The organism is Parafrankia sp. BMG5.11 (assembly GCF_004337455.1).
Genome location: NZ_SJXI01000001.1, coordinates 377,445 through 404,234 on the forward strand (window position 1 = coordinate 377,445; position 26,790 = coordinate 404,234).

The 26,790-nt window shown below is 66.1% G+C and carries 25 protein-coding genes and 1 tRNA gene; 19 read left to right on the top strand and 7 right to left on the bottom strand.

Going from position 1 to position 26,790, the window contains the following annotated elements; genetic code table 11:
* Positions 1-5: 5 nt before the first annotated feature.
* The gene (locus tag E0504_RS01865; RefSeq protein ID WP_131621337.1) at positions 6-380 is read right to left on the bottom strand and encodes a VOC family protein; all 375 of its coding nucleotides are present in this window, start codon (positions 378-380) and stop codon (positions 6-8) included.
* Between the two features lie 86 nt (positions 381-466).
* Positions 467-1,897 (bottom strand): NAD-dependent succinate-semialdehyde dehydrogenase, encoded by a 1,431-nt coding sequence (locus tag E0504_RS01870; RefSeq protein WP_131621339.1) that lies wholly within the window; start codon positions 1,895-1,897, stop codon positions 467-469.
* A 96-nt stretch (positions 1,898-1,993) separates the two neighbouring features.
* Between E0504_RS01870 and E0504_RS01875 the strand changes: the two genes are divergently transcribed.
* The 5 genes from E0504_RS01875 to E0504_RS01895 all read left to right on the top strand — a co-directional run bounded on the left by E0504_RS01875 (position 1,994) and on the right by E0504_RS01895 (position 6,357).
* Positions 1,994-2,362 (top strand): hypothetical protein, encoded by a 369-nt coding sequence (locus tag E0504_RS01875; protein ID WP_207912082.1) that lies wholly within the window; start codon positions 1,994-1,996, stop codon positions 2,360-2,362.
* Positions 2,363-2,451: 89 nt separating this feature from the next.
* Positions 2,452-2,877 carry a hypothetical protein gene (locus tag E0504_RS01880; RefSeq protein WP_131621341.1) on the top strand — a complete coding sequence of 142 codons (426 nt, stop codon included), beginning with the start codon at positions 2,452-2,454 and terminating at the stop codon, positions 2,875-2,877.
* Positions 2,878-2,946: 69 nt separating this feature from the next.
* The gene (locus E0504_RS01885; protein ID WP_131621343.1) at positions 2,947-3,618 is read left to right on the top strand and encodes a glutathione S-transferase family protein; all 672 of its coding nucleotides are present in this window, start codon (positions 2,947-2,949) and stop codon (positions 3,616-3,618) included.
* Between the two features lie 45 nt (positions 3,619-3,663).
* Positions 3,664-4,092 (top strand): peptide-methionine (R)-S-oxide reductase MsrB, encoded by a 429-nt coding sequence (gene msrB, locus E0504_RS01890; protein ID WP_131621345.1) that lies wholly within the window; start codon positions 3,664-3,666, stop codon positions 4,090-4,092.
* A gap of 63 nt (positions 4,093-4,155) precedes the next feature.
* Positions 4,156-6,357 (top strand): transglycosylase domain-containing protein, encoded by a 2,202-nt coding sequence (locus E0504_RS01895; protein WP_131621347.1) that lies wholly within the window; start codon positions 4,156-4,158, stop codon positions 6,355-6,357.
* A gap of 58 nt (positions 6,358-6,415) precedes the next feature.
* Here the strand turns inward: E0504_RS01895 and E0504_RS01900 are convergent, their stop codons facing one another.
* The 3 genes from E0504_RS01900 to hflK all read right to left on the bottom strand — a co-directional run bounded on the left by E0504_RS01900 (position 6,416) and on the right by hflK (position 10,077).
* Positions 6,416-7,966: a Do family serine endopeptidase gene (locus E0504_RS01900; RefSeq protein WP_131621349.1), complete on the bottom strand. Its 1,551-nt coding sequence runs from the start codon at positions 7,964-7,966 to the stop codon at positions 6,416-6,418.
* 123 nt (positions 7,967-8,089) lie between these two features.
* The gene (gene hflC, locus E0504_RS01905) at positions 8,090-8,938 is read right to left on the bottom strand and encodes a protease modulator HflC (protein WP_131621351.1); all 849 of its coding nucleotides are present in this window, start codon (positions 8,936-8,938) and stop codon (positions 8,090-8,092) included.
* Complete coding sequence (gene hflK, locus E0504_RS01910; RefSeq protein ID WP_207912084.1) at positions 8,938-10,077, bottom strand: FtsH protease activity modulator HflK; 1,140 nt, start codon at positions 10,075-10,077, stop codon at positions 8,938-8,940. The genes hflC and hflK overlap by 1 nt, the downstream gene beginning before the upstream one ends.
* 76 nt (positions 10,078-10,153) lie before the next feature.
* On the opposite strand from hflK, the gene E0504_RS01915 reads away from it, so the two are divergent.
* From E0504_RS01915 to E0504_RS01930, 4 genes are read left to right on the top strand one after another with little or no spacing between them, the layout of a single operon-like run.
* On the top strand, positions 10,154-11,140 hold the full coding sequence (locus tag E0504_RS01915; protein WP_131621353.1) for an Mrp/NBP35 family ATP-binding protein: 987 nt from the start codon (positions 10,154-10,156) through the stop codon (positions 11,138-11,140).
* 2 nt (positions 11,141-11,142) lie between these two features.
* The gene (locus E0504_RS01920) at positions 11,143-13,419 is read left to right on the top strand and encodes a molybdopterin cofactor-binding domain-containing protein (protein ID WP_131621355.1); all 2,277 of its coding nucleotides are present in this window, start codon (positions 11,143-11,145) and stop codon (positions 13,417-13,419) included.
* On the top strand, positions 13,416-14,423 hold the full coding sequence (hemH, locus tag E0504_RS01925) for a ferrochelatase (protein WP_131621357.1): 1,008 nt from the start codon (positions 13,416-13,418) through the stop codon (positions 14,421-14,423). Before E0504_RS01920 ends, hemH begins: the two co-directional genes overlap by 4 nt.
* Before the next feature lie 36 nt (positions 14,424-14,459).
* Positions 14,460-15,878: a cytochrome P450 gene (locus E0504_RS01930; protein WP_131621359.1), complete on the top strand. Its 1,419-nt coding sequence runs from the start codon at positions 14,460-14,462 to the stop codon at positions 15,876-15,878.
* 9 nt (positions 15,879-15,887) lie between these two features.
* Here E0504_RS01930 and E0504_RS01935 read toward each other — a convergent pair whose 3' ends face one another.
* Complete coding sequence (locus tag E0504_RS01935; protein ID WP_131621361.1) at positions 15,888-16,043, bottom strand: DUF1674 domain-containing protein; 156 nt, start codon at positions 16,041-16,043, stop codon at positions 15,888-15,890.
* A gap of 44 nt (positions 16,044-16,087) precedes the next feature.
* On the opposite strand from E0504_RS01935, the gene E0504_RS01940 reads away from it, so the two are divergent.
* The 3 genes from E0504_RS01940 (at position 16,088) to E0504_RS01950 (ending at position 18,711) form a co-directional block, all read left to right on the top strand.
* A complete protein-coding gene (locus E0504_RS01940) occupies positions 16,088-17,338 on the top strand; it encodes an RsmB/NOP family class I SAM-dependent RNA methyltransferase (RefSeq protein WP_373693858.1) in 1,251 nt (416 codons plus the stop codon).
* Positions 17,339-17,535: 197 nt separating this feature from the next.
* Complete coding sequence (locus E0504_RS01945) at positions 17,536-17,715, top strand: hypothetical protein (protein ID WP_131621363.1); 180 nt, start codon at positions 17,536-17,538, stop codon at positions 17,713-17,715.
* A gap of 3 nt (positions 17,716-17,718) precedes the next feature.
* Positions 17,719-18,711, top strand: coding sequence for a TerC family protein (locus E0504_RS01950; protein ID WP_131621364.1), 993 nt, complete (start codon positions 17,719-17,721; stop codon positions 18,709-18,711).
* Positions 18,712-18,767: 56 nt separating this feature from the next.
* Here E0504_RS01950 and msrA read toward each other — a convergent pair whose 3' ends face one another.
* The gene (gene msrA, locus E0504_RS01955; protein WP_131621366.1) at positions 18,768-19,298 is read right to left on the bottom strand and encodes a peptide-methionine (S)-S-oxide reductase MsrA; all 531 of its coding nucleotides are present in this window, start codon (positions 19,296-19,298) and stop codon (positions 18,768-18,770) included.
* 100 nt (positions 19,299-19,398) lie between these two features.
* Here msrA and E0504_RS01960 point away from each other — a divergent pair, with 100 nt between their 5' ends.
* The 7 genes from E0504_RS01960 to E0504_RS01990 all read left to right on the top strand — a co-directional run bounded on the left by E0504_RS01960 (position 19,399) and on the right by E0504_RS01990 (position 26,673).
* Positions 19,399-20,244 carry a class I SAM-dependent methyltransferase gene (locus E0504_RS01960; protein ID WP_131621369.1) on the top strand — a complete coding sequence of 282 codons (846 nt, stop codon included), beginning with the start codon at positions 19,399-19,401 and terminating at the stop codon, positions 20,242-20,244.
* A gap of 172 nt (positions 20,245-20,416) precedes the next feature.
* Entirely contained in the window at positions 20,417-21,076 is a 660-nt protein-coding gene (locus E0504_RS01965) for an SIMPL domain-containing protein (protein WP_207912086.1), read from the top strand.
* Between the two features lie 9 nt (positions 21,077-21,085).
* A complete protein-coding gene (gene aguB, locus E0504_RS01970; RefSeq protein WP_131621373.1) occupies positions 21,086-21,955 on the top strand; it encodes an N-carbamoylputrescine amidase in 870 nt (289 codons plus the stop codon).
* Positions 21,930-22,460, top strand: a complete 531-nt coding sequence (gene folK / locus E0504_RS01975; RefSeq protein WP_131621375.1) for a 2-amino-4-hydroxy-6-hydroxymethyldihydropteridine diphosphokinase — start codon at positions 21,930-21,932, stop codon at positions 22,458-22,460. Before aguB ends, folK begins: the two co-directional genes overlap by 26 nt.
* Before the next feature lie 13 nt (positions 22,461-22,473).
* Positions 22,474-22,549, top strand: a tRNA-Lys gene (locus E0504_RS01980).
* Between the two features lie 621 nt (positions 22,550-23,170).
* Entirely contained in the window at positions 23,171-24,166 is a 996-nt protein-coding gene (locus E0504_RS01985; RefSeq protein WP_131621377.1) for an AAA family ATPase, read from the top strand.
* A gap of 5 nt (positions 24,167-24,171) precedes the next feature.
* Positions 24,172-26,673 (top strand): S8 family peptidase, encoded by a 2,502-nt coding sequence (locus E0504_RS01990; RefSeq protein ID WP_131621378.1) that lies wholly within the window; start codon positions 24,172-24,174, stop codon positions 26,671-26,673.
* Positions 26,674-26,790: the final 117 nt, after the last annotated feature.

Genomic DNA, 26,790 nt, shown 5'->3' on the forward strand with positions numbered 1-26,790 from the left:
ACACGCTACTGCTGGATGCGGTGCAGCGCGCACAGCTTGTTGCCGTCGGGATCGCGCAGGTAGGCAAGGTACATGCCCGAACCTTCGCGCTCGCCCGGCGGATCCTCGATCGCGGTGCCGCCTGCTTCGACGCCTGCCTTGTGCCAGGCATTGGCCTGTTCGGGAGTCATCGAGAACCCGACCGTGCAGCCGTTGCCCGCGGTCGCCGGCTGGCCGTCGATCGGCTGGGTGACCAGGAACGCGCTGTTGTTGTAGAGGTACATCAGCCGGCCCTTGGGATCGACTATGCCTTCGCGTCCGCCGATTGCCTTGAAGGTCGCGTCGTAGAACTTCTTGGACCGCTCGATATCGTTCGAGCCGACCATCATGTGGCTGTACATCGTTTTCCTCCTCCGGTTGTCAGTTGCGCTTTGCTACCCGAACGCGCCGCAAGGGCAAGGTCGATCGTGGTGGTAGCCCCGGGACCCTAGCCTTCGTGGACAGTCTTGGGCACCATGCAGGCGAGCACGCCCTCGCGTCCGTCCTCGCTGCCATAGCCCGACCACTTGACGCCGCCGAACGGCGCGTCGGCAGCCGAGACGCTGCCGGTATCGATCGCCAGCATGCCCGTTTCGATTTCCGCCGCCAGCCGCCGCCGCCGGGCCGGGTCCTTCGTCCAGGCATAAGCCGCCAGGCCATAGGGGAGCCGATTGGCCTCGGCGATCATCGCGTCCTCCCCGGCCGCCGGGTTGAGCAGCGCGATCGGGCCAAACGGCTCCTCGTTCATGATCGTCGCATCCACCGGCACCTCGGCCAGCACCGTGGGGTGGTGGAAGAACCCCTGGTTGCCGATCCGCTCACCGCCGGTCAGCACGTGCGCGCCACGGTCGCGGGCATCGCCGATCAGTTGTTCCATCCGCTCGAGTCCGCGGCTGGATGCCATCGGCCCCATGTCCGTATCCTTGGCAAACCCGTTCCCTACCTTGAGCGCCTCGGTTCGTTCGACGAAGCCGTCGCGGAACTGTTCGAACACCGGCTCCTCGATCAGGAAGCGCGTGGGGCTGACGCACACCTGCCCGGCGTTGCGGAACGCATTGGCGGCCATCGTGTCGAGCGCCCGGTCGATATCCGCGTCGGCGAACACCAGCACCGGTGCATGGCCCCCCAGCTCCATCGTCGCGACTTTCAGGTCGTCCGCCGCCAGCTTCGCCAGGTGCTTGCCGACCTGGGTGGAGCCGGTGAAGGTCACCTTGCGAATGATGGGGGAGCCCAGCAGGTGCGTGCTGACATCGTTGGGCACCCCGAACACGCACTGCACCGCATCGCCCGGTACGCCTGCGTCGATACATGCCTGCACCAGCGCCAGGCCCGCAGCGGGGGTTTCTTCCGACGGCTTGACGATGACCGAGCAACCGGCAGCCAACGCGCCGCCGATCTTGCGCATCACGTTGAGCGAGGGGAAGTTCCAGGCGGCAAACCCTGCGACCGGGCCCACCGGATGGTACTGCACCTCGACCCTCTGGCCGGCGGGGCGCACCAGCGTGCGGCCATAGATCCGCTTGATCTCCTGCGCGTAGAATTCCAGCAGTATGGCCGAATAGACGGTCTCGCTGATCGCCTCCTTCAGCGGCTTGCCCTGTTCGCGCGTCAACGCCTCCCCGATCGCGGCGGCGCGTTCGCGGATCAACGCGGCCGCCTTCAACAGGATGGCGGTCCGCTGATCGGCCGACGTATCGCGCCAGGTGCGAAACCCCCGCTGCGCCGCCTCGAGCGCCCGGTCGAGGTCTGCGGAGGTCGCGTGCGGCACGCTGCCGATCACCTCCCCGGTGGCCGGATCGACGATGTCCTGGGTGTCGCGGCCTTCGCCCGACAGCGCCTCGCCGGCGATCAGCAGGTGGCAAGCGGGGTGGTCGGCCATGGGTCGGTTCTCCTTTGACGGGCTCGATGACGCGGCGGGCAAGCGCCGTCAATGCGGACTGGCGCGGTTCAGGATCACCCGGTTAGAGGCTGCGGCATGACCCTTCGCCTTCTGCCGATCGCTCTCTTCGCCGCCTCCCCGCTCGCGGCCCAGACTGTTCCAGATGCCGCGCCCGAACCTGCGCCGCTGTCCCTGCCCCAGGCAAGCGCGCTCAAGTGTTCGGCCGCTTTTGCGCTCGGCGCGGCGATGCAGACGCGCGGAGAAGGCGCACAGTGGCCGGCGCTGAGCGAGCGGGGACGCGAGTTTATGGTGCAAGCATCCGCCAGGATCATGGATGAGACCGGCTGGAGCCGTGACCTGGTGGCGATCCGGACACGGAAGCAGGCGACAGCGCTTGCGGCGCCCGGTGCACTGGATGCCGCCATGACCCCCTGCCTGTTGCTTCTCGACGCATCGGGGCTTTGACGCGACGGGCCGAGCGGGGCGTTCAGCGGCGGGCAAGTGGCCCGACTTTAGATTACTGCGACGTCGTCTTGTCTTGAAAGGTGAAGCCCATGCGCATGATCGCTGCTTCAGCACTGCTGGCCGCGCTTGTCGTCCCCGCCCCTGTTCTGGCGCAGGACCATACCGAGGAGGACGCCGCTCGGGTGGCGGACATGCTGCGGGACCCGGTGCTTCAACAAAGCGTGGCCCAGGGCATGGCTGCCGCGAGTGAAGCCTTGCTCGACGTGCCGCTGGCTCCGCTGGCGCGCGCCGTGGCCGAGGCTGCTGGGGATGACCCGCGCGATATCGACCCGAACCTGACATTGCGGCACGTCTCTCCAGATGCTGAGACGGTGCCGTCCCAGATCCACGACAAGCTGCCCCGCGCGATGGATGCGGTCGCCGGAATGGCGGGCGGCGTGTCGGCGATGATCCCGGCGTTGCGCGAGATGGCGGCACGAATGCAGGACGCGGTCGACCAGGCCGGTAACCGCTGACGATTTCCCGCGGGTATTCTCCGTCGCCACGGTAGATTCCGCTGCCGGGGTGGTGCATGACCGGCGGCCATGTGGCGCCTCTATCAGTTTCCCCTCTGCCCGTTCAGCCGCAAGGTGCGCCTGCTCATGTCGGAGAAGCAGGTCGGTTACGAACTTTGGCGGGAAAACCCGTGGGATCCCTCCGATGGATTCTGGCGGCTCAATGCCGCCGGTCGCACCCCGGTGCTGGAGGATCAGGCGAAGGGGGTCGTGCTGGCCGACAGCCGGGCGATCTGCGAATACTTCGAGGAAACCGTCGACCGGTCGGCGATGATCAACGGCACCGCGACGAACCGGGCCGAAATCCGCCGGCTCGTCGCGCTGTTCGATGAAAACTTTTATGGCGATGTCACCGCGCCGCTGCTGCACGAACGGATGAAGAAGCGCATCGTCCTGCGCCAGCCGCCCGATTCCAAGGTGCTCCGCGAAGCGATGAAGCTGGCGCACGAGCATCTCGAATATATCGACTGGCTGGTGGATACGCGGGCGTGGCTGGCCGGTTCGACGTTGAGCCTGGCAGATCTCGCCGCGGCGGCGCAGATCTCGGTCGCGGATTATCTTGGCGGCATCGACTGGACCGGGCACGAGCAGTCGCGGGGCTGGTACTCGGTGTTCAAGAGCCGGCCGAGTTTCCGCCCGCTGCTGACCGAGCGAATGGAGGTGATCCAGCCGCCCGTCCACTATGCGCAGGTCGACGGTTGAGCGGCTCGAGCGTGCACCCCATATGATCGGGAAGGAGACCTCCCGATGACGATCGATTTCAAGAACCTGTCCGCTGCCGAATGGCGTGAAAAGCTGAGCCCTGAGCAGTTTCACATCCTGCGCGAGAAAGGCACCGAGCGTGCCTTCACCGGCAAGTACGACAAGAACTATGGCGCCGGCGAATACCGCTGTGCCGGGTGCGGCGAAAAGCTGTTCGACAGCGATGGCAAGTATGACAGCGGCTGCGGCTGGCCGGCCTTCCACACCCCGGCCGAGGGTTCGGCGATCCAGGAGCACCGCGACCTCAGCCATGGGATGGTCCGGACCGAAGTGACCTGCGCCAATTGCGACGGGCACCTGGGCCACGTGTTCCCCGACGGGCCGCGCGACCACGGCGGGCTGCGCTATTGCATCAATTCAGCCTCGCTCGATTTCACCCCGCAGGACAGTGACGCCGGAGGCGGCGCGCAATAACCGTTCACGCCGGGTTCCATCTCGCCTATGCACCCTCGCGTGATGAGGGTGTCGGGACGATAGATGGCTCAGCGAGGAAGCCGGCGCGCCGCTGCGGAGACGCAGCGCAGGCGGCATACGAGCAATCGGCCCGGCAAGAGGGCCACTGAGCGGACCGGCTGGCGCCTGTGGCTGCGCAGCGGCGTCATCTGGGGCGGCGCGGCCGCGCTGCTCGGCGCGCTGTTCCTTGGCCTCGCGGTGCTGTTCGCCGCGCGCTCGCTGCCGACTTATTCCGCTCTCAAGGCGACGCAGCCCGGGCAGACCATCGTCGTGCGCGCACGCGACGGAACCGAGATCGTCGAGCTGGGGCCGAGTTATGGCAAGTGGCTCGATAGCAGCCAGATTCCGCAGGTGATGAAAGATGCGATGATCTCGGTCGAGGATCGGCGGTATTTCTCGCATCCCGGGGTCGATGCGATCGGCCTGGCACGCGCGGTTTATGTTTGGCTCAGCGGCGAAAAGCGGCTTCAGGCGACCTCGACCATCACGCAGCAGCTGGCGCGCAACCTGTTTCTCAATTCCAACCGTTCGTTCGACCGCAAGCTGCGCGAGGCGATCCTGGCGATGGCGCTGGAGACCAAGTTCTCCAAGCAGCAGATCCTGGAGCTGTACCTCAACAAGGTCTATTTCGGCGGTGGCGCTTACGGGGTGGACTCGGCCAGCCGCAAGTTCTTCAGCCATGACGCGACCGAGCTTTCGACGGCGGAAGCAGCGATCATCGCCGGTCTGGTCAAGGCGCCAAGCCGGTTTTCGCCCACCGCCGACGTCGACGCCGCGGTGGGGCGGGCCAACGTGGTGCTCGGCCTGATGCGGGAACAGGGTCGCATTTCCGCGAGCGAGGCCGCAGTCGATCCCAGCGCGGTGAAACTGAAAAAGGACGAAAGCCAGAACTCGGTTCGCTACTTCACCGACTGGGCGCTGCCGCAGCTCGACATCCTGCTGCCGGAAACGTTCGAGCCGATCGAGGTCTGGACGACGCTCGATACGGGCATGCAGCAAGCGGCGGCGACCGCGATCAAGTCCAACGTGCCCAGCGGCGCGCAAGGAGCGCTGGTCAGCATCGACCGTGACGGCGCGATCCTGGCGATGGTCGGCGGGACCGATTACGTGGCGACCAACTACAATCGCGCGACCGAAGCTTTGCGGCAGCCGGGTTCAGCGTGGAAGCTGTTCGTATACCTTGCCGCGCTGGAGGCGGGCTACACGCCCGAAGACACCGTCAAGGACGTGCCGGTGACGATCGACGGCTGGAGTCCGCGTAATTCCGGCGGCAGCTACGCGGGTGAGATCAACGTTCGCACCGCGTTCGCTTATTCCAAGAACACCGTTGCCGCTCAGCTCGGCAACGAGGTCGGCTTCGGCACCGTGGCGTCGATGGCGCGCCGGTTTGGCATCTCGACACCCATCTCGACTTATCCCGCCATGGTTCTGGGATCGAGCGAGACACGGGTGATCGACATGACCCGCGCGTTCGCGGCGGTGTCGGCAGGCGGCAACAGCGTTGAACCGTTCGGCATCGTGAAGGTTACCACCACAGGCGGCGAAGTGCTTTACCGGCACGAGGCGAAGAACTCGACCAGGCTGGTGCCGGACTACGTCGCGGCCGGCATGACTGACCTGCTGCAGACGGCGGTCAGCACCGGCACCGGGCGCTCCGCGCAGATCGGACGTCCCGTGGCAGGCAAGACTGGTACCACCAGCTCCAATAAGGATGGTTGGTTCCTGGGCTTTTCGAGCGGGATCACCACCGGCGTGTGGATGGGCCGCGACGATGCCAAGGCGGTTGGCGGTTTGCAGGGCGGCACTGCCCCCGCGCGAGCGTTCGCGGCGTACATGAAGTACGCGGTGCGCGATCGGCCGGTCGAGCAGTTCAACACCGAACTCAAGTTGCCGGAGTGGCAGCTCGAGCCGGACGACGAGCAGATGTACGGGGACCCCGACGACTACTATTACATCGACGAGGGCGGCAATCTGATCGAGCCGCAAAGGCCGGCATCGGGCGCGCCCGGACAAAAACAGGATCCTTTCCCGGCCAATGGTGAACAAGGCGGGCCGGGACCGGCGTTGCCGCCGGTACGTCGCCCGCAGCCCAGCGACGAAGGCACCCAGGCGGCAAGCGACGACTTCCTGAACAGCGCGACGGGGGGCAGTGGCCCGCCACCGCCGCCGCCCCGGCTCAGAGTTCCGGCGCCCCAGCCCACCGCCAGTCAACGCCCGCCGTTCTAATGAAAAGCCCCGCCTCGGCATATGCCGGGCGGGGCCCTTCATTCAGTGCGAGCAAAATTCAGCGGATGCGGATCGGCACGTAAGTCAGCGGCCGGCCGCGACGTTGGATGCGCAGCAACACCGTCTCGCGTCCCGCGGCTTGCGCGGCGGACACGATCGAACCCAGCGCGGCCACCGTATCGACCTCGCGATAGTTTGCGCTCACCACGATGTCGCCGGGACGCAGACCCTTGTTGCCGGCATCGGAGCCGGCCGCGACGTCCAGGATGACCAGCCCGTCCGTCTCGGCCGAAACGCCGAGCTGCTGCGCATAGCGCGGCGTCATCGGCGACAACTGCAGGCCAAGGCTCTGCGCCAGGGACGCGTCCCCCCGGCCGGCTGAGCCGCTCGGGTCGTCTTCCGCCTGGCCTTCGCTATTGAACAACTGCGACTGGGCAAGCTCCTCCTCGGTCGGGCGCTTGCCGACGGTCACGTTCACCGTGCGCCGTTGCCCATCTCGCAGGATTTCGATCGGGAGCCGGGTGCCGGGCGCGGTGTTCGCCACCAGGAACGACAACGTCTGATCGCTCGTCACGTCCTTGCCGCCCACCTTGGTGACGACATCGCCTGGGCGAATGCCGGCGTTGTCCGCCGCCTGACCAGGCTCGACCGACTGGACGAATTCGCCGCGATTCTGCGGCAGGTTGAGTGAATCGGCCAGGTCACCCGCGACCGACTGCAGCGAGACACCGAGGTATCCGCGCTCGATCTCGACGCCGGACCGCAGCTTCTGCACGATCGGCGCCGCGATCTCGGCAGGGATGGCAAAGCCGATGCCCACGCTGCCGCCGGACGGCGAGAAGATCGCGTTGTTGATGCCGATGACGTTGCCTTGCATGTCGAACAGCGGGCCGCCCGAATTGCCGCGGTTGATGCTCGCATCGGTCTGGATGTAGCGATCGTAAGCAGTGCCAGAGCCAGTGGTGCGGTACACCGCCGACACGATCCCGCTGGTGACGGTGCCGCCGAGCGCGAACGGATTGCCGATGGCGATCACCCAGTCACCGACCCGCGCCTGCCGCGAATCGCCGAACTTGACGAACGGAAACGGCTCCGGACGGCCGATCTTGAGCACTGCCAGGTCGGACGCGGCGTCGTTGCCGATCAGCTTGGCAGGGTATTCGGTTCCGTCGGGGGTGGTGACCGTGATCTCTGCCACCTCGCCCCGGCCCTGCGGCGCGATCACGTGGTTGTTGGTAACGACATAACCATCGGCCGAGATGATGAAACCCGAACCAAGCGATTGCGCCTCGCGGGTAGTCGGCTGCTGCGCGCCGCCGTTGCCGCCGCGTCCGCCGAACAGCCCTTCGAACGGGGTGCCGGCAAACGGGTTCTGCTGCGCCTGCACCTGGATTCGCTGGCGGGTGGAGATGTTGACCACCGCCGGCTGCAACTGCGCGGTCAGGTCGGCGAAGCTTTCGGGCGCTCCGGCACGGGGGACCACGCGCGCCATTTGACTGTCGTCGTTTTGAGCCACCTGAGCCCCGGCTGGGTTGCCGGTGACCAGCGAGATCGCGGCGCCTCCGATCAGCAGCGCCGAGGTCAGTCCGTAAGAATATCGCACGCGCATAACGTCCTTTGCTTCCTCTTGCGTGACGGAAGCGCAGGCGCCTCCGCCGTGTTCCCCCAGTTTCGGTATCGGCGTGAAATCACGCCCGCGGGGCTGAACCGCGATTGAACATCCGCCGGCTCGTCAGTTGTTTCCGCGGAACTGCTTCAGATACTCGTTGTCGGGCGACAGGATGATCGTGCTCGACGACTTGGAATCGGCCGCGAAGGTAGTGTCGTAGCTCTGCATAGCGCGGTAGAAATCGTAGAACTCCGGGTCCTTGCCATACGCCTGGGCGTAGATCTTGGCAGCCTGTGCCTCGGCCTCGGCGCGAATGATCTGGCCGTTCTTCGACCCTTGCGCGCGCAGCGTGGCGGCTTCCTGCTGCCGTGCGCTCTGCATCCGGCGGAACGCGGATTCGAGCGGCGTGCCGTCGGGCAGATCGGCGCGCTTGATCCGCACGTCGATGACTTGGGCGCCGTACTTGCGCGCCTGCACGTCCAGCTTGGTGCGGATGTTGGCCATCGTGGTTCCGCGCTCAGCGGCGAGCAGCGCAGTGAAGCTGCGCCGTCCGAGTTCCTGCCGCACGACCGACGACAGCACCTGGCCAAGCTGCGATTCGACTGTCGCCAGGTTGCCGGCGGTCTGCACCATCTTGATCGGATCGATGATCCGGTACCGGGCATAGGCATCCACGTTCAGCCGCAACTGGTCGGTCGAGAGCACGGTCTGCGGCTCCATGTCGACGCTGAGGACTCGCTTGTCGATGCGCTCCACCCGGTCCACGAACGGAATGCGCCACCAGATACCTGCGTTAGTGCGGCCGAACGGCTGATCGGGTTTGAACTGATTGACCGTCGCCACCGGCTCACCGGTTCGGATGATCACCGCCTGCTGGGTTTCGGGCACGACGATCAAGGTGGACATCAACGCGACCACGGCGACTGCGACTGCGATCAGCGACGTCCGGTGGGTTTGCCAGAACGCTTCCATTACTGGGCCTCCGGGGGACTGGCGCTCTGCGAGCGGCGCTTGAGCTCAGGCAGGGGCAGGTAGGTTTGGACGCCGTCCGTCTCGACCACCGTCTTGTCGTTCTGGCGCAGGACCCGCTCCATGGTTTCATAATACAACCGCCGCTTGGTCACTTCGGGCGCCAATTTGTATTCGGCATAGATCTTGTCGAACGACGCCGCGTCACCTTGCGCGCGAGCGAGGATCTGCTGGGCATAGGCCTCGGCGCGGTTGATCTCGGCGTCGGCGTCCTGCTGCGCGGCGGACACGTCCTTGAACGCTTCTTCCACTTCCTTGGGCGGGTCGGTCTTGCGAATCTGCACGCCCTGCACCGCGATGCCCGACTTGTACGCATCGAGGATGCCTTGCATCCGCGTCAGCACGCTCTGCTCGATGTCGGCACGACCCGAACCGGACAGCACATCGTTGAGGGTCTTCTGTGCGACCGACGCGCGCATGGCCGCCTCGGCCACCTCGCGGACGGTCTCCTCAGGCGCATCGAGCTGGAAACGGAACTGCTTCAGATCCTTGATCGTCCAGCGGACGATGTAACTGAGATCCACCAGGTTCTGGTCGCCGGTCAGCATCAGTTTCTGCGCCGATCCCTCGGGGATCTGCTCGATGCGGAACTCGCTGACCTCCTCGATGTCGACCTGCTGGATCGGCCAGGGCCACGAGAAATTCAGGCCCGGCTGCATGGTGCTGGAATACTTTCCGAACGTAGTGACGATCCCCTGTTCCTTGGGGCCCACCTGATGGACGACCGAGATGCCCAGCCACACCAGCGCGATCGCCCCGACGGCAAGCGGGAACCAACTCTTACCGCCAGGTCGCTCGGGAAGGCGGAAGCCCGGACCGCCGCCGCCGGTGCGGCGCGGACCTTCGGGACCGCGGTTTTTGAAGATGTCCTCGATACTCGCGGAGCGACGCGGCTCATCGGCCGAAGGCAACCACGGGTTGCGCGGACCCTTCGCTTTCGGCGGACCATCGCCCGATCCCGCCGTCTCGCCGGGGCCGCCTTTGTCCGGCTCAGGCTTGTCCCCCGGCTGCTTTCCGCCCCACGGGCTTTTTCCAGCCATGGCGAGGCCGACCAGGCGCCCCATCCCATCCTTGATGTCCATGCTTCCACTTATAGGTAGCATCGGCCGGAAAAACAGGGGTGGTGACGGCGAAATTGGTGCTAGTGCGCCGGCCCTGATGGACGAGACAACATTGACCGCGCGCCTGCCGCAACCCGTCGCGGCCCGCGTGCAGTCGCTGAAGTGGACCGATGGCAGGGTGACCGCGATCCTCGATGGATCGGGGCTGGGCGCAGCCGAGCGCGATGCGCTGGAGACGGCGGTGAAGGATGTGCTCGGCTCGGCCCCGGACGTGGCCGAGGTGCGGGTGGCAATCATGGCGGACAAGCCGGTGCGCAGCGGCCCGGTGATCGTTGCCGTGGGGTCGGGCAAGGGCGGGGTCGGCAAGTCGACGCTGACCGCCAATCTGGCGGTGGCGCTGGCGCGCAGCGGCCGCAGGGTCGGGCTGGTCGATGCAGACGTCTATGGTCCCAGCCAGCCGACGCTGCTCGACACCGAAGGGCAGCGACCGCAGGCGGAAAACGACAAGCTGATCCCGATCGACAGCCGCTTCGGGGTCAAGATGCTGTCGATGGGCCATCTGGTGGAGCCGGGCAAGGCGCTCGCCTGGCGCGGTCCGATGGCGAGCGGCGCGTTCGGCCAGCTGGTCGACGCCCACTGGGGCGATACAGAAGTCCTGCTGCTCGACCTGCCGCCCGGCACCGGCGACGTGCAGATCACCATGCTGCAGAAGCACAAGCCTGCAGGTGCGGTCATTGTCTCCACGCCGCAAGACCTGGCGCTGATCGACGCCCAGCGCGCAGCCGAACTGTTCGGCAAGGGCGGCGTCCCGATCATCGGGCTGGTCGAGAACATGTCCGGCTATGTCTGCCCGCATTGCGGCGAAGCGAGCGATCCGTTCGGGCGCGGCGGGGTCGAGGATGCGGCGGCGGAGGCGGGCCTGCCGTTCCTGGGACGCATTCCGCTGAGCCTGGTGGTGCGCGAGGCGAGCGATGCCGGAACGCCTCCCGCCGCGGGCGACGGAGAGGGCGCGGACGCGTTCCATGCGATCGCCGCCAAGCTGGGTCAGTGGCTCGATCAGCGGGCCGGGCCGGGTTCCGCCTGACAATGCAGTTAAGCCGCCGGGGCCTGCTCGCGGGAGCCGCGGTCGGCGGCGGGTTGCTCGTGGCTTGGGGACTGTGGCCGCGCGACTATGGCGTGCCGCTGACCCCCGGGCGGGGCGAATGGGCGTTCGGCGCCTGGCTCAAACTGGCCCGCGACGGGGTGCTGACGGTGGCGGTCCCGCAGCTGGAGATGGGGCAGGGGATCACCACCCTGATCCCGCAGATCGTCGCTGCCGAAATGGGCGCCGACTGGCGGCAGGTGGCGGTGGAGCCGGCGCCGGTCTCGGGCGCGTATGCCAACCTGCCGCTGGCCGCGAAGTGGGCGCCGCTATGGCTGCCCCTTGCACCGGGGCTTGCGGATGAGCCCGGCGATCTCGTCACCCGTCGCTGGGCGGGCGAGAACGGGTTCATGGCTACGGCGGACGGCACCTCCCTCGCCGCTTACGAGCGCCCGGCGCGCGAAGCGGCCGCCGCGGCGCGCGCGATGCTGTGCATGGCCGCGGCCGAGCGCTGGGGCGTGAATTATGAGGAGTGCGAGGCGCAAGGGGGGCTGGTTCTGCACGGCGGCAGGCAGCTCTCGTTCGCCACGCTGGCGGAGGAAGCAGCGCGGTTCGACGCCCCCGATCCGCCGCCGCTGAGACCTGCTCCCTACAGCGAACGGCCGATCGCGATGGGGGTGTCGCAGGACCTTGCCTACCCGCGGCTCGATCTGCCCGCCAAGGTGGACGGCGGTTTCCAGTTCGCGGGCGACGTGCGCCTGCCTGGCATGCTTTATGCCGCGATACGTCACGGCCCGGTGGGTGACGCCGTGCTCAGCGGCTATGACAGCAAGGCTGGCGCCCGTACCCTGGGCTTGCGCCAGGTGGTCAAATCGCGCCGCTGGATCGCCGCGGTGGCGGATACCTGGTGGGCTGCCGAACAGGCGCTGACGGCGCTGCGTCCGCGTTGGCGGACAGAGAACCGTGCCGACAGCGGAATCATTGACCAGCGGCTCGACGAAGCGCTTACCAACGGCGAAGCCAGGCGGATCGCCACGCGCGGCGAGGGCGACCGCGATCTCGGCGAGCCCACTGTTACGTACCGCTATGAAATTGCGCCGGCCACTCACGCCACGCTTGAAACCGCCAGCGCGACCGCGCGGGTCGCCGACGGGCGGCTGGAGCTCTGGCTTGCAAGCCAGGCCCCCGCCGCTGCTAAGGCTGCGGCCGCGAAGGCGGTCGGGCTCTCCGCCGCCGATGTGGTGCTGTATCCGATGAGCGCTGGGGGCAGCTTCGACAGGCGGCTGGAGCATGACCACGCGATCGAGGCGGCGGTCATCGCCGCCGAAGTCGGCGCACCGGTTCAACTCGTATGGTCGCGCTGGCAGGAGATGGTGGCGGGGCGCCCGCGGTCGCCGCTTGCTTGCCTGGCCAGCGCGTGGACCGCGCGGGAGGACGGCACGCCCGGCGCGCTGCGCCTGCGGGTAGCGATGCCCGCCACGACGCGCGAATTCGGCGAGCGCCTGTTCGGCAACAAGACCGCCTTCGCCGCGCTGGATGCGGCGGAGGACCCTGATCCGCTGGCGTTCGAAGGCGCGCTCAGCCCTTACGCGATTCCGGCCGTCGCGATCGATCACGTGCCGGTCGATATCGGCCTGCCGACCGGGCGCATGCGCGGCAATGCGGCGGGGTATCTTGCGTTCATCGTTGAAAGCTTCATCGACGAACTCGCCACCCGCGTGGGGCGCGAGCCGCTGTCGTTTCGCATGGCGCTGCTGGGTGAGGATCCACGGCTGGCCGAATGCCTGCAGCGGGCGGCTCGCCTGGCCCAATGGGACGGCGGTGCGCGGCAGAGCGGAAACGGGCTGGCGTGCTGGCGGATCGGCAATCCTGCGACTGGCGAGGCGGTCGCACGCATCGCCTGCGTCGCCACCGCCCGGGCTGGCGAGGGCGGCGTGCGGGTGAGCAAGCTGTCCGCTGCGGTGGACCTGGGGCGGGTGGTCAATCAGGATATTGCCCGCCAGCAGATCGAAGGCGGGCTGGTGTTCGGCACCAGCCTTGCCACCGGGTCGGCGATTTCGTTCTCCGACGGGCTGCCGACCGAGAGCAGCCTTGGCGCGCTGGCCCTGCCGCGGCTCGCGGATTGTCCTGATATTTCAGTCGAGATCATCGCCGGCGACGGCGAGCCGGCCGACCCCGGCGAAATCGGCGCGGTGATCGCCGCTCCCGCGATCGCCAACGCGCTGCACTCTGCGACCGGACTGCGCTTGCGCCGCCTGCCATTGCTATCGGAGGGAATATGAACCAGCCAGCGGGACATCCCCGGGTTGAAACCGGCAAAGTCGGGGTGCTGCTGGTCAATCTCGGCACCCCGGACGCGCCCGATGCCCGATCGGTGCGGCGTTACCTCGCGGAATTTCTTTCCGACCGGCGGGTGGTGGAGATCCCGCCGCTGATCTGGCAGCCGATCCTGCGCGGCGCGGTGCTGACGACGCGGCCCAAAAAGAGCGCGCATGCCTATGCCCAGGTGTGGACCGAGAACGGCTCTCCCTTGGCGGCGATCACCGCTGCGCAGGCGGCTAAGCTTCAGGAAAGGCTAGGGGAAACCGTTACGGTCAGCCATGCCATGCGGTACGGCAAGCCGGAGATCGGGGTGGCCTTGCAGGCGCTGATGGATGCCGGCTGCAACCGGATCCTGCTCGCCCCGCTCTATCCGCAATACAGCGCCGCGACTACGGCGACGGTGGTGGACAAGGCTGCGGACAAGCTGCGGACAATGCGTTGGCAACCGGCGCTGCGCACGCTGCCCGCATACTACGACGACCCGCGTTATATCGACGCTCTGGCGGCCGATCTCGGCGCACAATTGATGCAACCTGGCATTTCGCCCGAGGTCCTGCTGCTGAGCTTCCACGGAATGCCGCAGCGCACGCTTGAACTGGGCGATCCATACCACTGCCATTGCCGCAAGACCGCGCGGCTGCTCGAAGCGAAGCTGGGCCGGCCGGACTTGCGGATCGTGACCACGTTCCAGTCCCGCTTCGGCCGGGCCAAGTGGCTGGAACCGGCAACCGACGTCGTGCTGGTGGATGAGGCTCGCCGCGGCACGAAGCGGCTGGCGATCGCCGCGCCGGGTTTTTCGGCCGATTGCCTGGAAACGCTCGAGGAGCTGGCGATCAGGGGGCGTGAGACGTTCTTGGAAGCCGGCGGCGAGGAGTTCACCACCCTGGTCTGCCTGAACGACCGCGAACCAGGCATGGCGATGCTGGAGGCGCTGGTACGGCGCGAACTTGCAGGCTGGGTGTAGCTCACTTACACTCCTGTCAATTATCAGGAGCCTGCCATGGCCACGCTTGCCAAGCCTGTCGCATCGCCGCACGTCAGCGAGGAAACTTCGCCCTCCCACTGGTCGGAAGGCCGGCTGTCCGATGCCGATGTGGCGCACATTCCGGGCGAGGCGGGGCCGCCGGTGATCGGCAACCTGTTCAACATGCTGAAGGACCCGCACGGGTTCGCCTGGCGCATGTTCCGCACGTACGGCCCGGTCTACAAGAACCGGAACCTGGGCCACTGGCACGTCTCGCTGATCGGGGCGGAGGCGAACGAACTGCTGCTGTTCGATCGCGACAAGATCTTCTCCAGCGAACAGGGGTGGAGCCCGGCGCTGCACAAGCTGTTCCCGCGCGGGCTGATGCTGCTCGATTTCGATCACCACCGGATGGACCGGCGCGCGCTGTCGATCGCCTTCAAGCCCGAACCGATGCGCCATTATGCCGGCGCGCTCGACCGCGGGATCGCCGCCGAAGTCGCCAAGTGGACCGGCCCGATGCTGTTCTACCCGGCGATCAAGCAGCTCACGCTGGAGCTGGCCGCCGACAGCTTCATCGGCGTGCCGTGGGGGCCGGAGGCGGACAAGATCAACCAGGCGTTCGTCGACATGGTCGCCGCCTCGATCACCCCGGTGCGCAAGCCCCTGCCGTTCACCCAGATGCGCAACGGGGTGAAGGGCCGTGAATTCCTGGTCGAGTATTTCACCCGCGAAACGCTGAAACGCCGCGCGGGCGAGGGCGTGGGGCAGGACATGTTCAGCCAGTTCGCCACCGCGACCCGTGACGATGGCAGCCTGCTGCCGGTCGACGAGGTGGTCGACCACATGAATTTCCTGATGATGGCGGCGCACGACACCATCACTTCCAGCGCGACGAGCCTGGTGTTCCACCTCGCGCAGAACCCCGAGTGGCAGGAGAAAGTGCGGCAGGAGGTGTTCGCGGTCACCGGCGGTCCCGACGCCAGCGGCACTCCGCGCGGCGCGACCTACGACGACCTTGGCAAGTTCGAACTGATGGAGATGGCGTTCAAGGAATCGCTGCGGCTGATCGCCCCGGTTCCGTCGATCCCGCGCCGCGCGCTGAGAAGCTTCGAATTCAACGGCATCCGCATCCCGGCCGGTGCGCAGTGCGGGTTCAATGCGCACCTGACCCATCACATGGAAGAATACTGGGACAGCCCGGAAACCTTCAACCCGATGCGGTTCACCCCCGACAAGGTGAAGGCGCGGCATAAGTACGCCTGGATCCCGTTCGGCGGCGGGGCGCACATGTGCCTGGGACTGCACTTTGCCTACATGCAGGTGAAGATCCTGATGGCGCAGCTGCTGCAGCGCTACCGGATCGAGATTGCCGAGGGGTATGATCCGGAGTGGCAGCCGTGGCCGATCCCCAAGCCCAAGGACGGGCTGAAGGTCACCTTCCGGCCGCTGTAGACGCGTCCGCTAGAAATCGATCGCCACGCCGTCCTTGACCCAGTCGCCATAGCGGGTGGGGCTGAGTACCTCCTCCTCCGTGGCGGGCGCGGGTTCGGGCGCGGGCGCGTTGGTCCAGTGGGCCGGCTTGTCGAATTTCTCGGGGCGCTTGGTGGCTCGTTCCATGGCGCCCGAAATGGGTGCGCTGGCGCTCGGTTGCAATCGCCGATATGGCGCGCGGCATGGCGAAAACAGCAGGCGCGAAAATTCAGGGACTGGCCGCGCGCACCGCGGCGCTGCGGATGCTCGACGCCGTGCTGCGCCGGGGCGAATCGCTCGATCTGGCGGAAGGCCAGTATGCCAAGGGTTTGACGCCGAGCGACCGCGGCCTGGCCCGCGCGATCGCCAGCGAAACCTTGCGCTGGCTGCTCGATCTCGACGCGCTGATCGACAGTGCGACCAGGGACGTGCTGCCCGAAGACGCCAAGCCCCGCACCGTGCTGCGGATGATGCTGGCGCAGTGGTTACGGCTCGACACCCCGCCGCACGCGGTGATCTCCACCGGGCTGGAACTGCTTGACGGTGGCCCGCGGCGGCTGGCGCACGGGGTGTTCTCGACCCTGGTGAAGCGCGAAGTGGCGCTGCCGCCAGTACCTACGCTGCCGCCCGCCGTGATCGAGCGCTGGGGCGAGCGCTCGGCCGCCATCGCCGCCGCGCTGGCCGAACCGCCGCCGCTTGACCTGTCGCTTAAGGACTGGACGCAGACGGCACGCTGGTCGGAGGAACTGGGCGGTATCTCGCTGGCTCCCGGCCATGTGCGGCTTCCCCGGGGCAGCGCGGTGGAGCGGCTCGCCGGGTTCGAGGAGGGCGCCTGGTGGGTGCAGGATCTCGCCGCGTCGATCCCAGCGCGTCTGCTGGGCGAGGGCGAAGGACGCCGCGTGCTCGATCTGTGCGCCGCGCCGGGGGGCAAGACGCTGCAACTCGCCGCCGCCGGTTGGCAGGTCACCAGTCTCGACAAGAGCGTGAAACGCCTCGACCGGCTGGTCGAGAACCTCGACCGCGTGGGCCTGGCCGCCGAAGTGGTCGCCGCCGATGCGTTGAAGTGGGAGCCCGCCCGCCCATACGAGGCGATCCTGCTCGATGCCCCGTGCACCGCGACCGGCACCTGCCGCCGCCACCCCGACGTGCTGCACCGGATCGGCCCGCGGCAGATCGCCGAAATGGCGGAGCTGCAGGCGGCGCTGCTGGGCCGCGCCGCCGAATGGCTCGCGCCCGGCGGGACGCTGGTTTACGTAACCTGCTCGCTGGAGCGGGAAGAGGGGGAGGATCAGGCGGATCGCGTCCGTCTTGCGCCCGCCCCGATCGCGCCTGACGAACTGCCGGCGGGCCTGCTCCCGACTGCCGGGGGGTGGCTGCGCACCGATCCTGCGATGATCGAACGCGGGCTCGACGGCTTCTTCGTCGCCCGCTGGCGAGGATAGCGGCGCGAATTCGTTCTTCGCGTTCTTGAAACGCCAACGGACCGCACCTATTCCTGATCACAGCGGGCCGGGCCCCTCTGGCGCAGCGCTTTCGCGCGGCGCGATGTCGGACCGCATCGGGTGACACCGGTGCAGGGTCCAATGCGGCTTCGTCGCTGTCATCCGATCACGTGCAACGCACAAGGAGGATGGCACACATGCGACCTTTCACTTTCCTATCGATGCTGATGCAGCAACGCATCGACGATGCCCTGCGGCTGGAGCGGATCAAGTCCGCGCACGATCCGCGGCGGTTGGTGCTGCTGCGCCGCCGCCGCGCGCAGCTGGGCCGGCGGTTGTCCCGCGCGCTGCTCAACCCCGCGCCAGTGGGGAGCTGAGCCATGGAGCCTTTGACTGCTTTATGGCTGGGCACGCCGGTGTGGATCTGGCTCGCCTTCATCGGCATCGTGATCGCGCTGCTGGTGCTCGATCTCGGCGTTCTGCACCGGAAACAGCGCGAGATCGGGGTGCGCGAAAGCCTGGTAATGTCGGGCTTCTACATCACGCTGGGGCTGTGCTTCGGCGCGTGGGTGTGGTGGTACATGGGCGCTACGGCGGGCATGAACTACATCACCGGCTTCGTGATCGAGAAAAGCCTGGCGATGGACAACGTCTTCGTCATCGCGATGATCTTCGCCTATTTCGGAATCCCCCGCCTGTACCAGCACCGGGTGTTGTTCTGGGGCGTGCTGGGCGTGATCGTGCTGCGTGCGATCATGATCGGTTTCGGCGCCGCGGCGGTGCAGGAATGGGACTGGGTGCTGTACCTGTTCGCCGGGTTCCTGATCCTCACCGGCATCAAGATGTGGCGTTCGGCTGACGAGCAGTACGATGTCGGCGCCTCCCCGATCCTGCGCTGGGTACGGCGACGCTTCCGCGTGACGGACACGCTGCACGGCCAGCGGTTTTGGGTGCGGCAGCCCGACCCGGCCACCGGCCGCGTTGCCTGGTTCATGACCCCGCTGTTCCTGGCGCTGATCATGATCGAATTCGTCGATGTGGTGTTCGCGGTCGATTCGGTGCCGGCGATCTTCGCCATCACCACCGATCCGTTCATCGTCTACACGTCGAACATCTTCGCGATCCTGGGACTGCGCGCGCTGTACTTCGCGCTCGCGGCGATGGTCGACCGGTTCCACTACCTCAAGTACGCGCTCAGCCTGCTGCTGGTGTTCATCGGTTCGAAGATCTTCGTCGCCGATGCGCTGGGGCTGGCGAAGATCCCGCCGCCGGTGTCGCTCGGCATCACCTTCGCGATCCTGGCCGGGGGTGTCGCCTGGTCGCTGTGGAAGACGCGCGGGCAGGGTATCCCGGCCCGGGTGGAAGGCGCGTAGGCAGCGCCGCCGGGATGAGGGCTGCGGCCATCATCCCGGCGGTGCCGGCGGGCTGGTCAGGCCTTGACCTTGTTCCGGAAGCTCTTGCGCAGCTTGAGCAGCTTGGGCGGGATGGTCGCCTGGCAATACGGGTTCCGCTGGCCTTCGCCTTCCCAGTACTCCTGGTGGTAGTCTTCGGCCGGATACCACTGCGACGCGTCCTCGATCGTCGTCACCGCGTTGCCGCCATGCTCGGCGTTCCAGCGGTCGATGGCCGCTTCGGCCTCGGCGCGCTGGGTTTCATCGAGCGGGAAGATCGCGCTGCGGTACTGGGTGCCTACGTCGTTGCCCTGCCGGTTGAGCTGGGTCGGATCGTGCGTGCCGAGGAACACGTCGTAGAGTTCCGCCAGACTGATCGCGTGCGGATCGAACGTCACGCGGATGGCTTCGGCATGGCCGGTGTCGCCGCCGCAGACCTGCTTGTAGGTCGGGTTCGCGACGGTGCCGCCGATATAACCGCTTTCGACCGCGCTGACGCCGACCACGTCGCGGAAGACCGCCTCGGTGCACCAGAAGCACCCGCCTGCGATGATAGCCTGTTCGCTCATGCCAATCTCCTTCGGGCGGGGAGATAGGAAGCGCAGCAGAGCTTGTCACCGCCACCCGCTCGGATAAGCTGCGGGCGAATTTTCTAGGGAGAGACCTGTCATGCGCTCACTTGCGCTGTTGTTGTTGCCGATGCTCGCCGCTGCCGTTCCGGCCAGTGCGCAGACCCCGCCTGCGTCCACCACCGCCGCCGCGGTTGCAGTCGATCCGGCGCTGGCGGCCGCGGTCGCCGATCCGCGCCGGGACGCGGACCGCGCGCGCGACCAGTGGCGCAAGCCCGCCGAAACGCTCGCGTTCTTCCAGGTCGCGCCGGACATGAAGGTCGGTGAATATGCGCCCGGCGGCGAGTGGTATTCGCGCCTGCTGGGGCTGTACCTCGGCCCCAAGGGCAAGCTGGTCGGCCTCTATTTCGATCCCACCTCGGGCGCGTTCAACGAAAAGACGCAAGCCGGCATCCGCGAAGGTGCGGCCAAGTATCCCGCCGACATCGCCGGCTGGTCGGGCATCCCGGCCGATCGCTTCGCCGCCATGACGCTGGAAGCCCCCGCGGAAGCGGAGAAGGGCACGTTCGACCGCATCCTGGTCATGCGCATGATGCACAACCTGATGCGCTGGAACATCGCCGACCGCGAGATCAAGGCGATGCGCGAGCTGCTGAAACCCGGCGGCATGATCGGCATCGAACAACACCGCGCGAAGGCCGATGCGCCGTTTTCCTACACCGACGGCAGCAAGGGCTACCTGCGCGAAGCCGACGTGATCAAGTTCATGGAGATCAACGGGTTCGAGCTGGTTGGCAGCGCCGACTATAACGCCAACCCGCGCGATCCCGCCAACCACGCCGGCGGGGTGTGGGAAATGAAGCCGTCGTGGAGCACCAAGCGGCCGGAGCTTGAGAACCTGGGCGAAAGCGACCGCATGACCCTGCTGTTTCGCAAGCGCGCATAACCGATTGCCAAAGCCAGGGTTCGATGTGACACTGTTACATCGAACCCTGGAGTCGCCTCTTATGCCACCACGTCTGCTGTCTATCGCCCCGTGCCTCCTGCTGGCTGGCTGCGGCGGCGGCGGCGGGGCGGACGATCCGCGCGGGGTCGACCGGAGCGAGACGCTGCTGTCGGTGAGCGCCTCGGGCCACGCCGAATCGAAGCCCGACAAGGCCGAGTTCCAGGCGGGGGTGGAGACCTGGGCCCGTACCGCGAAGGAAGCCAGCGCCGCTAACAACGCCAAGATCGAGGAGATCGTCGGCGCGCTGCGGGCGCTCGGCGTTCCGGAACGGGACCTGCAGACCCGCGCGGTGTCGGTCCAGCGGATCGATTACGGCGACCGGCGCGGGCAATTCCAGGCCGCCAATGTGGTCAACGTCACGCTGCGGGATCCGGCCAGCACCAGCGCCGCGGTCACCGCCGTGACCGAGGCGGGGGCCAACATCGTCTCCGGCCCCAACCTGTCGATGACCGATCCGGAAGCGACCGCCAACCTCGCCTATGCCGATGCCTACAAGGCGGCTCGCACGCGCGCCAACGCCTACGCCAGGGCGGCGGACATGGAGGTCAGCCGCGTGCTCTACATCCGCGACGCGGGCGGCAGCCAGGGCAATACCTATTTCCGCGCCGCGGACGCCACCGCGATCGACGTCGCGGCGCCGCGTCCCGAACAGGCGGCCCCCGTCGCGCCGCCACCTCCGCCAGTGATGCGCGGCGGCGGGGCGGGAATGATGATCGGCACCACGAATTCGGACGTGTTCATTCAGGTGGACTTCGCGCTGCGCCCGAAATAACCGCTGCGCATGGCCCGCACCGTCTCCGTCGCCGCGCTCCAACTCGACCTGTCCTCGCACGACGAGAGCGAGAACATCGCCGCGGTATCGGCGCTGGTGGAGGAGGCGGCGAGCAAGGGCGCGCAGATCGTCTGCCCGCCCGAGCTCTTTTCAGGCCGCTATTTCTGCCAGGTAGAGGACGAGGCGCTGTTCGCGCTCGCCCGCCCCGTGGCCGAGCATCCATCGGTGGTGGCCATGCAAAAGCTGGCGGCGAGGCTGGAGATCGCGATCCCGACCAGCTTCTTCGAGCGCGACGGGCACCACTATTACAACACCCTGGCGATGATCGGCGCCGATGGCGAGATCATGGGCACGTACCGCAAAAGCCACATTCCCGATGGTCCGGGGTACGAGGAGAAGTACTACTTCCGCCCCGGCAACGACGGGTTCAAGGTGTGGGACGTGCCGCTTGCAAACGGGGGCGCAACGCGCATCGGGGTCGGCATCTGCTGGGACCAGTGGTATCCCGAATGCGCGCGGGTGATGGCGCTGCTGGGCGCCGAACTGCTGTTCTATCCCACCGCGATCGGGTCCGAGCCATACGACGCCGATCTCGATACCAGCCGCATGTGGCGCCGGGCGATGCTGGGCCATGCGGTGTCAAACTGCATGCCGGTGATCGCCGCCAACCGGATCGGCGACGAGGATGGTGCGCGGTTCTATGGTCACAGCTTCGTCACCGACGAGTGGGGCGATTTCGTAAGCGAATATGGCGCGAGCGAAAGCGGGGCGCTGGTCGCCACCCTCGACCTTGACCGGGCGGCGAAGCACCGTGCCGGCATGGGCTTCTTCCGCGATCGCCGGCCGCAGCTTTATGGCCGGATCTGCGAGGATATCTGAGCGCCTGGCCAAGCGGCCGCACCGCTACCTGATCGCGCTCGGCTCGAACATGCGCCACGCGCGGCTGGGAAGTCCGCGGGCGGTGATCGCGGCGGCGCTGGAGGAACTGGGCCGCGCCGACATCACCGTGCTCGCCGCCGCGCCCGTCATCGCCAGCGCACCGCTTGGCCCCTCGCGCCGCCGCTATGCCAACAGCGCTGCGCTCATCGCCACCGCGCTGCCGCCCGAAAGCCTGTTGGAGAGGCTGCAGCACATTGAGCGCGCTTATGGCCGCCGCCGCCGCGGCCAGCGCTGGGGCGCCCGCGTGCTGGATTTAGATATCGTGCTGTGGAGCGCCGGCGCCTGGGCGAGCCGGCCGCTGACCATCCCCCACGCCCGCTACCGCGAGCGCACGTTCGTGCTCGCGCCGGCCACGCGCATCGCACCCCGCTGGCGCGATCCGGTCACCGGCTTCACCGTCCGCCAGCTCTACGCCCGCTTGACCCGCAGCAATCCGCTGCCCTAGGGCCCACCGCGTGGGGCCCTTAGCTCAGTCGGTAGAGCAACTGACTTTTAATCAGTAGGTCGCTGGTTCGAACCCAGCAGGGCTCACCATTTTTTCATGCACTTGCGCAGTATGCCTGCTCAGTTGTGCGTTGCCAGCGACCACCCAGCGACCACGGGGCTTTTTTTGGCGGCAATGGTCCGGTCGTTGTCAATTGAGCGCGGCAGCCCGGTCGAGAAAGGGGCACGCCGCTCCGCCGGTGATGAGAATGTCGACGACGAAGGCTGAGACTAGTGCCTCGACGTATGTGACGCTCAACTCAAAACAGCCCCGGTCCGGCGGCAATTGGGCCGTTTGCTGAACGGCAGGTTCCAAATAGCCAACCGGCAAAGCCGCAATTCCGAGGCTAGATCGCAACAGGCGATTTCCAAGCGGAATACGCCATTCCGCAGCCAGCGCCTAACTTCCGTCTCCGGGGCAACCTGTCGTTGGCATTTGTCCAGATACCGGCTCGAAATGTGCTGAAGAGATTATCGCATGACAACCGATCGCACCTGGGTTTCTGACGCGACGGCAAGAGAAGGAAGTTCCCAATGCCGCACCCAAGGCCCAAGTCACTTCGGCTGATCGGATAGCCCTAAGGCGACAATCCCACTTCAATTTCCAGGGAGCGTAACGTATCGCTGGTTGCGTCCCAGGTTGGCGACGCGTGGGGTTCGAAAGCAGGATTGATGTCAAACGCCAAGCAAATACTGGCGATGCTACGCAGTCGCGCCGAAGGCGACGACGCGCAGTTCTATTCTATTGCCTTACAAGTTGCCGCCTCCGAAGCTCGACAAGGCCATCGAGAAACCGCGAATGAACTTCGTTCCGCAGTCGATGCTGCGCGAGGCTCGGGCGGGGTCAAGGCATCTATTCCCCTATCTTTTTCTGCCCCGCGCGGCGATCTCGAAGGACTTCTCGAACACCGCGATCCTGTGGTTGATCTGCATGACGTTATCCTGAGCGCGTCGGTGTCCGAGCGGCTCAATGGGATTCTCTTGCAGCAGCGCAAACGCGATTGGCTGCGCGAACATGGCAAGGTTCCGTCAAGAACCCTGCTGCTCGTCGGCCCCCCGGGATCCGGCAAGACTATGACAGCCGAGGCGATTGCAGGTGAGCTGAAGCTCCCGCTCTTCATCATTCGACTCGAAACACTGATTACTCGTTATATGGGCGAGACCGCAGCAAAACTGCGTCTAGTTTTCGATGAGACCCGGCGTCGGCGCGGGGTTTATTTGTTCGATGAATTCGACGCTGTCGGCGGTCATCGCACCGCGACCAACGACGTCGCTGAAATGCGCCGCGTCCTCAACAGCTTCCTCCAGTTCATGGAGGAAAAAACATCGACCGACAGCCCAATCATCGCAGCGACCAACCATCCGGAGCTTCTGGACCGGGCGCTCCTGCGTCGCTTCGATGACGTGCTGGAATTTGAGATGCCGACCGCCGCGCAACTTCGCGCAGTGATCAAGGCCAACCTCAAGCCTCTCAAGTTCCAGCGCGCAGGATGGGCCGCGATCGAGCAGGCGGCGCACGGGCTGAGCCAGGCGGAAGTTGCGCGGGCCGCAGATGAAGTGGTCAAGACGGCGATCCTCGAGCAAAGGAATATGACAACCACCCAGGAGGTCGTCGCCAAGCTCACTGAACGTCAAGCCATGCGAACGGCGTTCGCAGTGAAGCTCTGAGACCTGTGAGCGAGCACGACCGACCGCATATTGATATCACTCCGCTTGCCCAGCGACGCACCTTCAAGTCGCCGGGCAGCAATGCACGGCAGCGCGCGCTAAACAGAGTTCGTGCGGATCACGGTCTCCGCCTCATCGCGGAAATTGGCAATGCCTTCGCGGAGGCTGAGGCGGGACAGCGCGGCCTGCCCGAACAGCCAGTAGACCTTCAGCCTGCTAGCGGCGTTTTCATTGAGGTCGAACTCAATCGGGGCACAGGCGCCACCAACCTTGAACGACAGAGGGAAGGCACACGGCAAGCGGCCGAAATCGTCGACGAGAACGGCGTACGCCGCATTGCCCTGTTTGTCCCGGATGACATGCGCGATGCCTTTTCCCAAGTCTTTGAGGATTACACAAACGGGGAACTGAGCGAAAAGGGATCGCCGCCCAAGAAGACCCGGGTCGAACCGATCGAGCACATTCGCGCGGCACGCCTGCAAAGTTTCTGGCGCGATGCTCCCGAGGCATTGCCGGAAGACCCCCAGGCGCAGATGTGGTGGGCGCTCTGGTGCTTCAACGATCGCATCGACAGAGTTCTGGGCACCGCCGCGGTGTTGGGGCTGCATGTCGGCAACCCCGACACCTTTCTGCGTTTTCCGGAGACGACGGTGATCCCGGCATACGGACGGCGCGCATCAATCGAGATGTTACTGTTCTCGACCGCAGGCATTTCGGAGCTGCGTCGCGCGAGCGACAGCCCGCTGGTGTTTACCCGGGACCTGAAGGACGACGTTCCGGCGTTTATCGATGATCTCGCAGAGCATGTAACCTGGCCCGGCAATGACGCTCCGGCGGTCTGCCTGCTCGACACAGGGGTCAATCGAGCGCATCCCCTGATAGAACCCGCTCTGTCGCCAGAAGATCTGATGGCAATCGACACGGCTTGGGGTGGGGACGATCACGAACACGGCGCTGGCCATGGGACCGGCATGGCGGGTCTTGCCTTGCTTGGGGACCTTGTCGGTCCCCTCGCGAGCAATCAGCCAATCGAGCTCAACCACCGCCTGGAATCGGTCAAGATCCTGTCCCCTCCCGGCGTACCGGACAACGATCCACATTCCTACGGACCGATCACCCAGAGCGCCATTCTGCTCGCGGAGATCAATAATCCGGATCGTGACCGTGTTTTCTGCATGGCGGTCACCAACGAGGGGCGCAGCGGATCAGACGCGACGGCGTGGAGCGCGGCCATCGACCAGGCGGCGGCTGGAGCGGAATCGCACGATGCTGAAAATCGGTCGCCTCGGCGGCTGATACTGCTCTCTGCTGGCAATATTCCCGACAGTTCAATTGCTGCCGAAATCGCGGATTCTGATGCTTTTCCAGCAGAGGACCCCTCACAGGCTTGGAACGCCCTCACGATCGGCGGATATACGGACAAGACCGGGATCGGCGAGGCAGGCTACGACGGTTGGACCACGATGGCACCGGTTGGTGCCGGCAGTCCCTACAGCCGGACATCCTTCCTCTGGGACACCAGCCAATCTCCGTTCAAACCCGAACTCGTCTTCGAGGCTGGGAACAGGGCGCTCAGCCCGTGCGGTGCAGAGGCGGTAGCGGGACTCGATTCCCTTTCCCTCCTTACAGCCTCCCGCCTCGTCGCGCAGAAGCCGCTGGACGCATTCTGGGCGACAAGTGCCGCAACCGCTCAGGCGGCCCGGATGGCAGCTCAGCTGATCGCGGCCTACCCTCAATACTGGCCGGAAACGATACGTGCGCTGATGGTGCATAGTGCCCGTTGGACCGGGCACATGGATCAACTAGTCGCGCAGTGCGCGACAAAGCGAGAAAAGGCCGACTGTCTTAGGCGGTTCGGTTACGGTATCCCCGATTTGAGGCGCGCGATGGCGTCGGCCGTCGATGATCTCGCCCTGGTCGCACAAAACACGATACGTCCGTTCCGCATAGATGGCGGCAGCGTGCGATTCAACGAGTCGCATATCTATCAGCTTCCCTGGCCCCAGGACGTGCTTGAGGCACTCGACAACACTCGGGTGAGATTGAAAGTCGCCCTCTCCTATTTCGTGGAACCCAACCCCAGCTTTGCCACGAATTTGGACCCGGCACGGTACCAGTCCTTCGGCCTGCGTTTCGATCTCAAGCGCTCACGTGAGACGATTGGGAACTTCAATCGCCGCAACAATGCCGAAGGCTATGACAAAGACGCTCCGCGCGCGGTCAATGAAACGAACGACGGGTGGTTATTCGGCGAAAAGCAGATCTCGTCGGGTTCGCTGCATGTCGATGTGTGGGAGGGGCCAGCCGTCGAACTTGCCGCCCGCAATGCTCTATATATCCATCCGATCTCAGGGTGGTGGCGAGAGCGCAATTCGCTCGGAAGATATGACCAAGAGGCGCGCTACGCGCTTGTGATCAGCCTTGAGACGCCGGGCGTTGAAGTCGACCTTCACACGCCAATTTCCGCATTGGTCCCCGTGCTGGTCGAGGTCCCCATCGAGATATAAATAGCCAGCAATACAAATGCCGAAGCCTTCGATCCCGGGCATCTACTCAATGTCCAGCAATCGATGTGCCTCTTCCGACTATGACCCTGTCTGCTTTCAGGCGATCGGCAGGCAGCC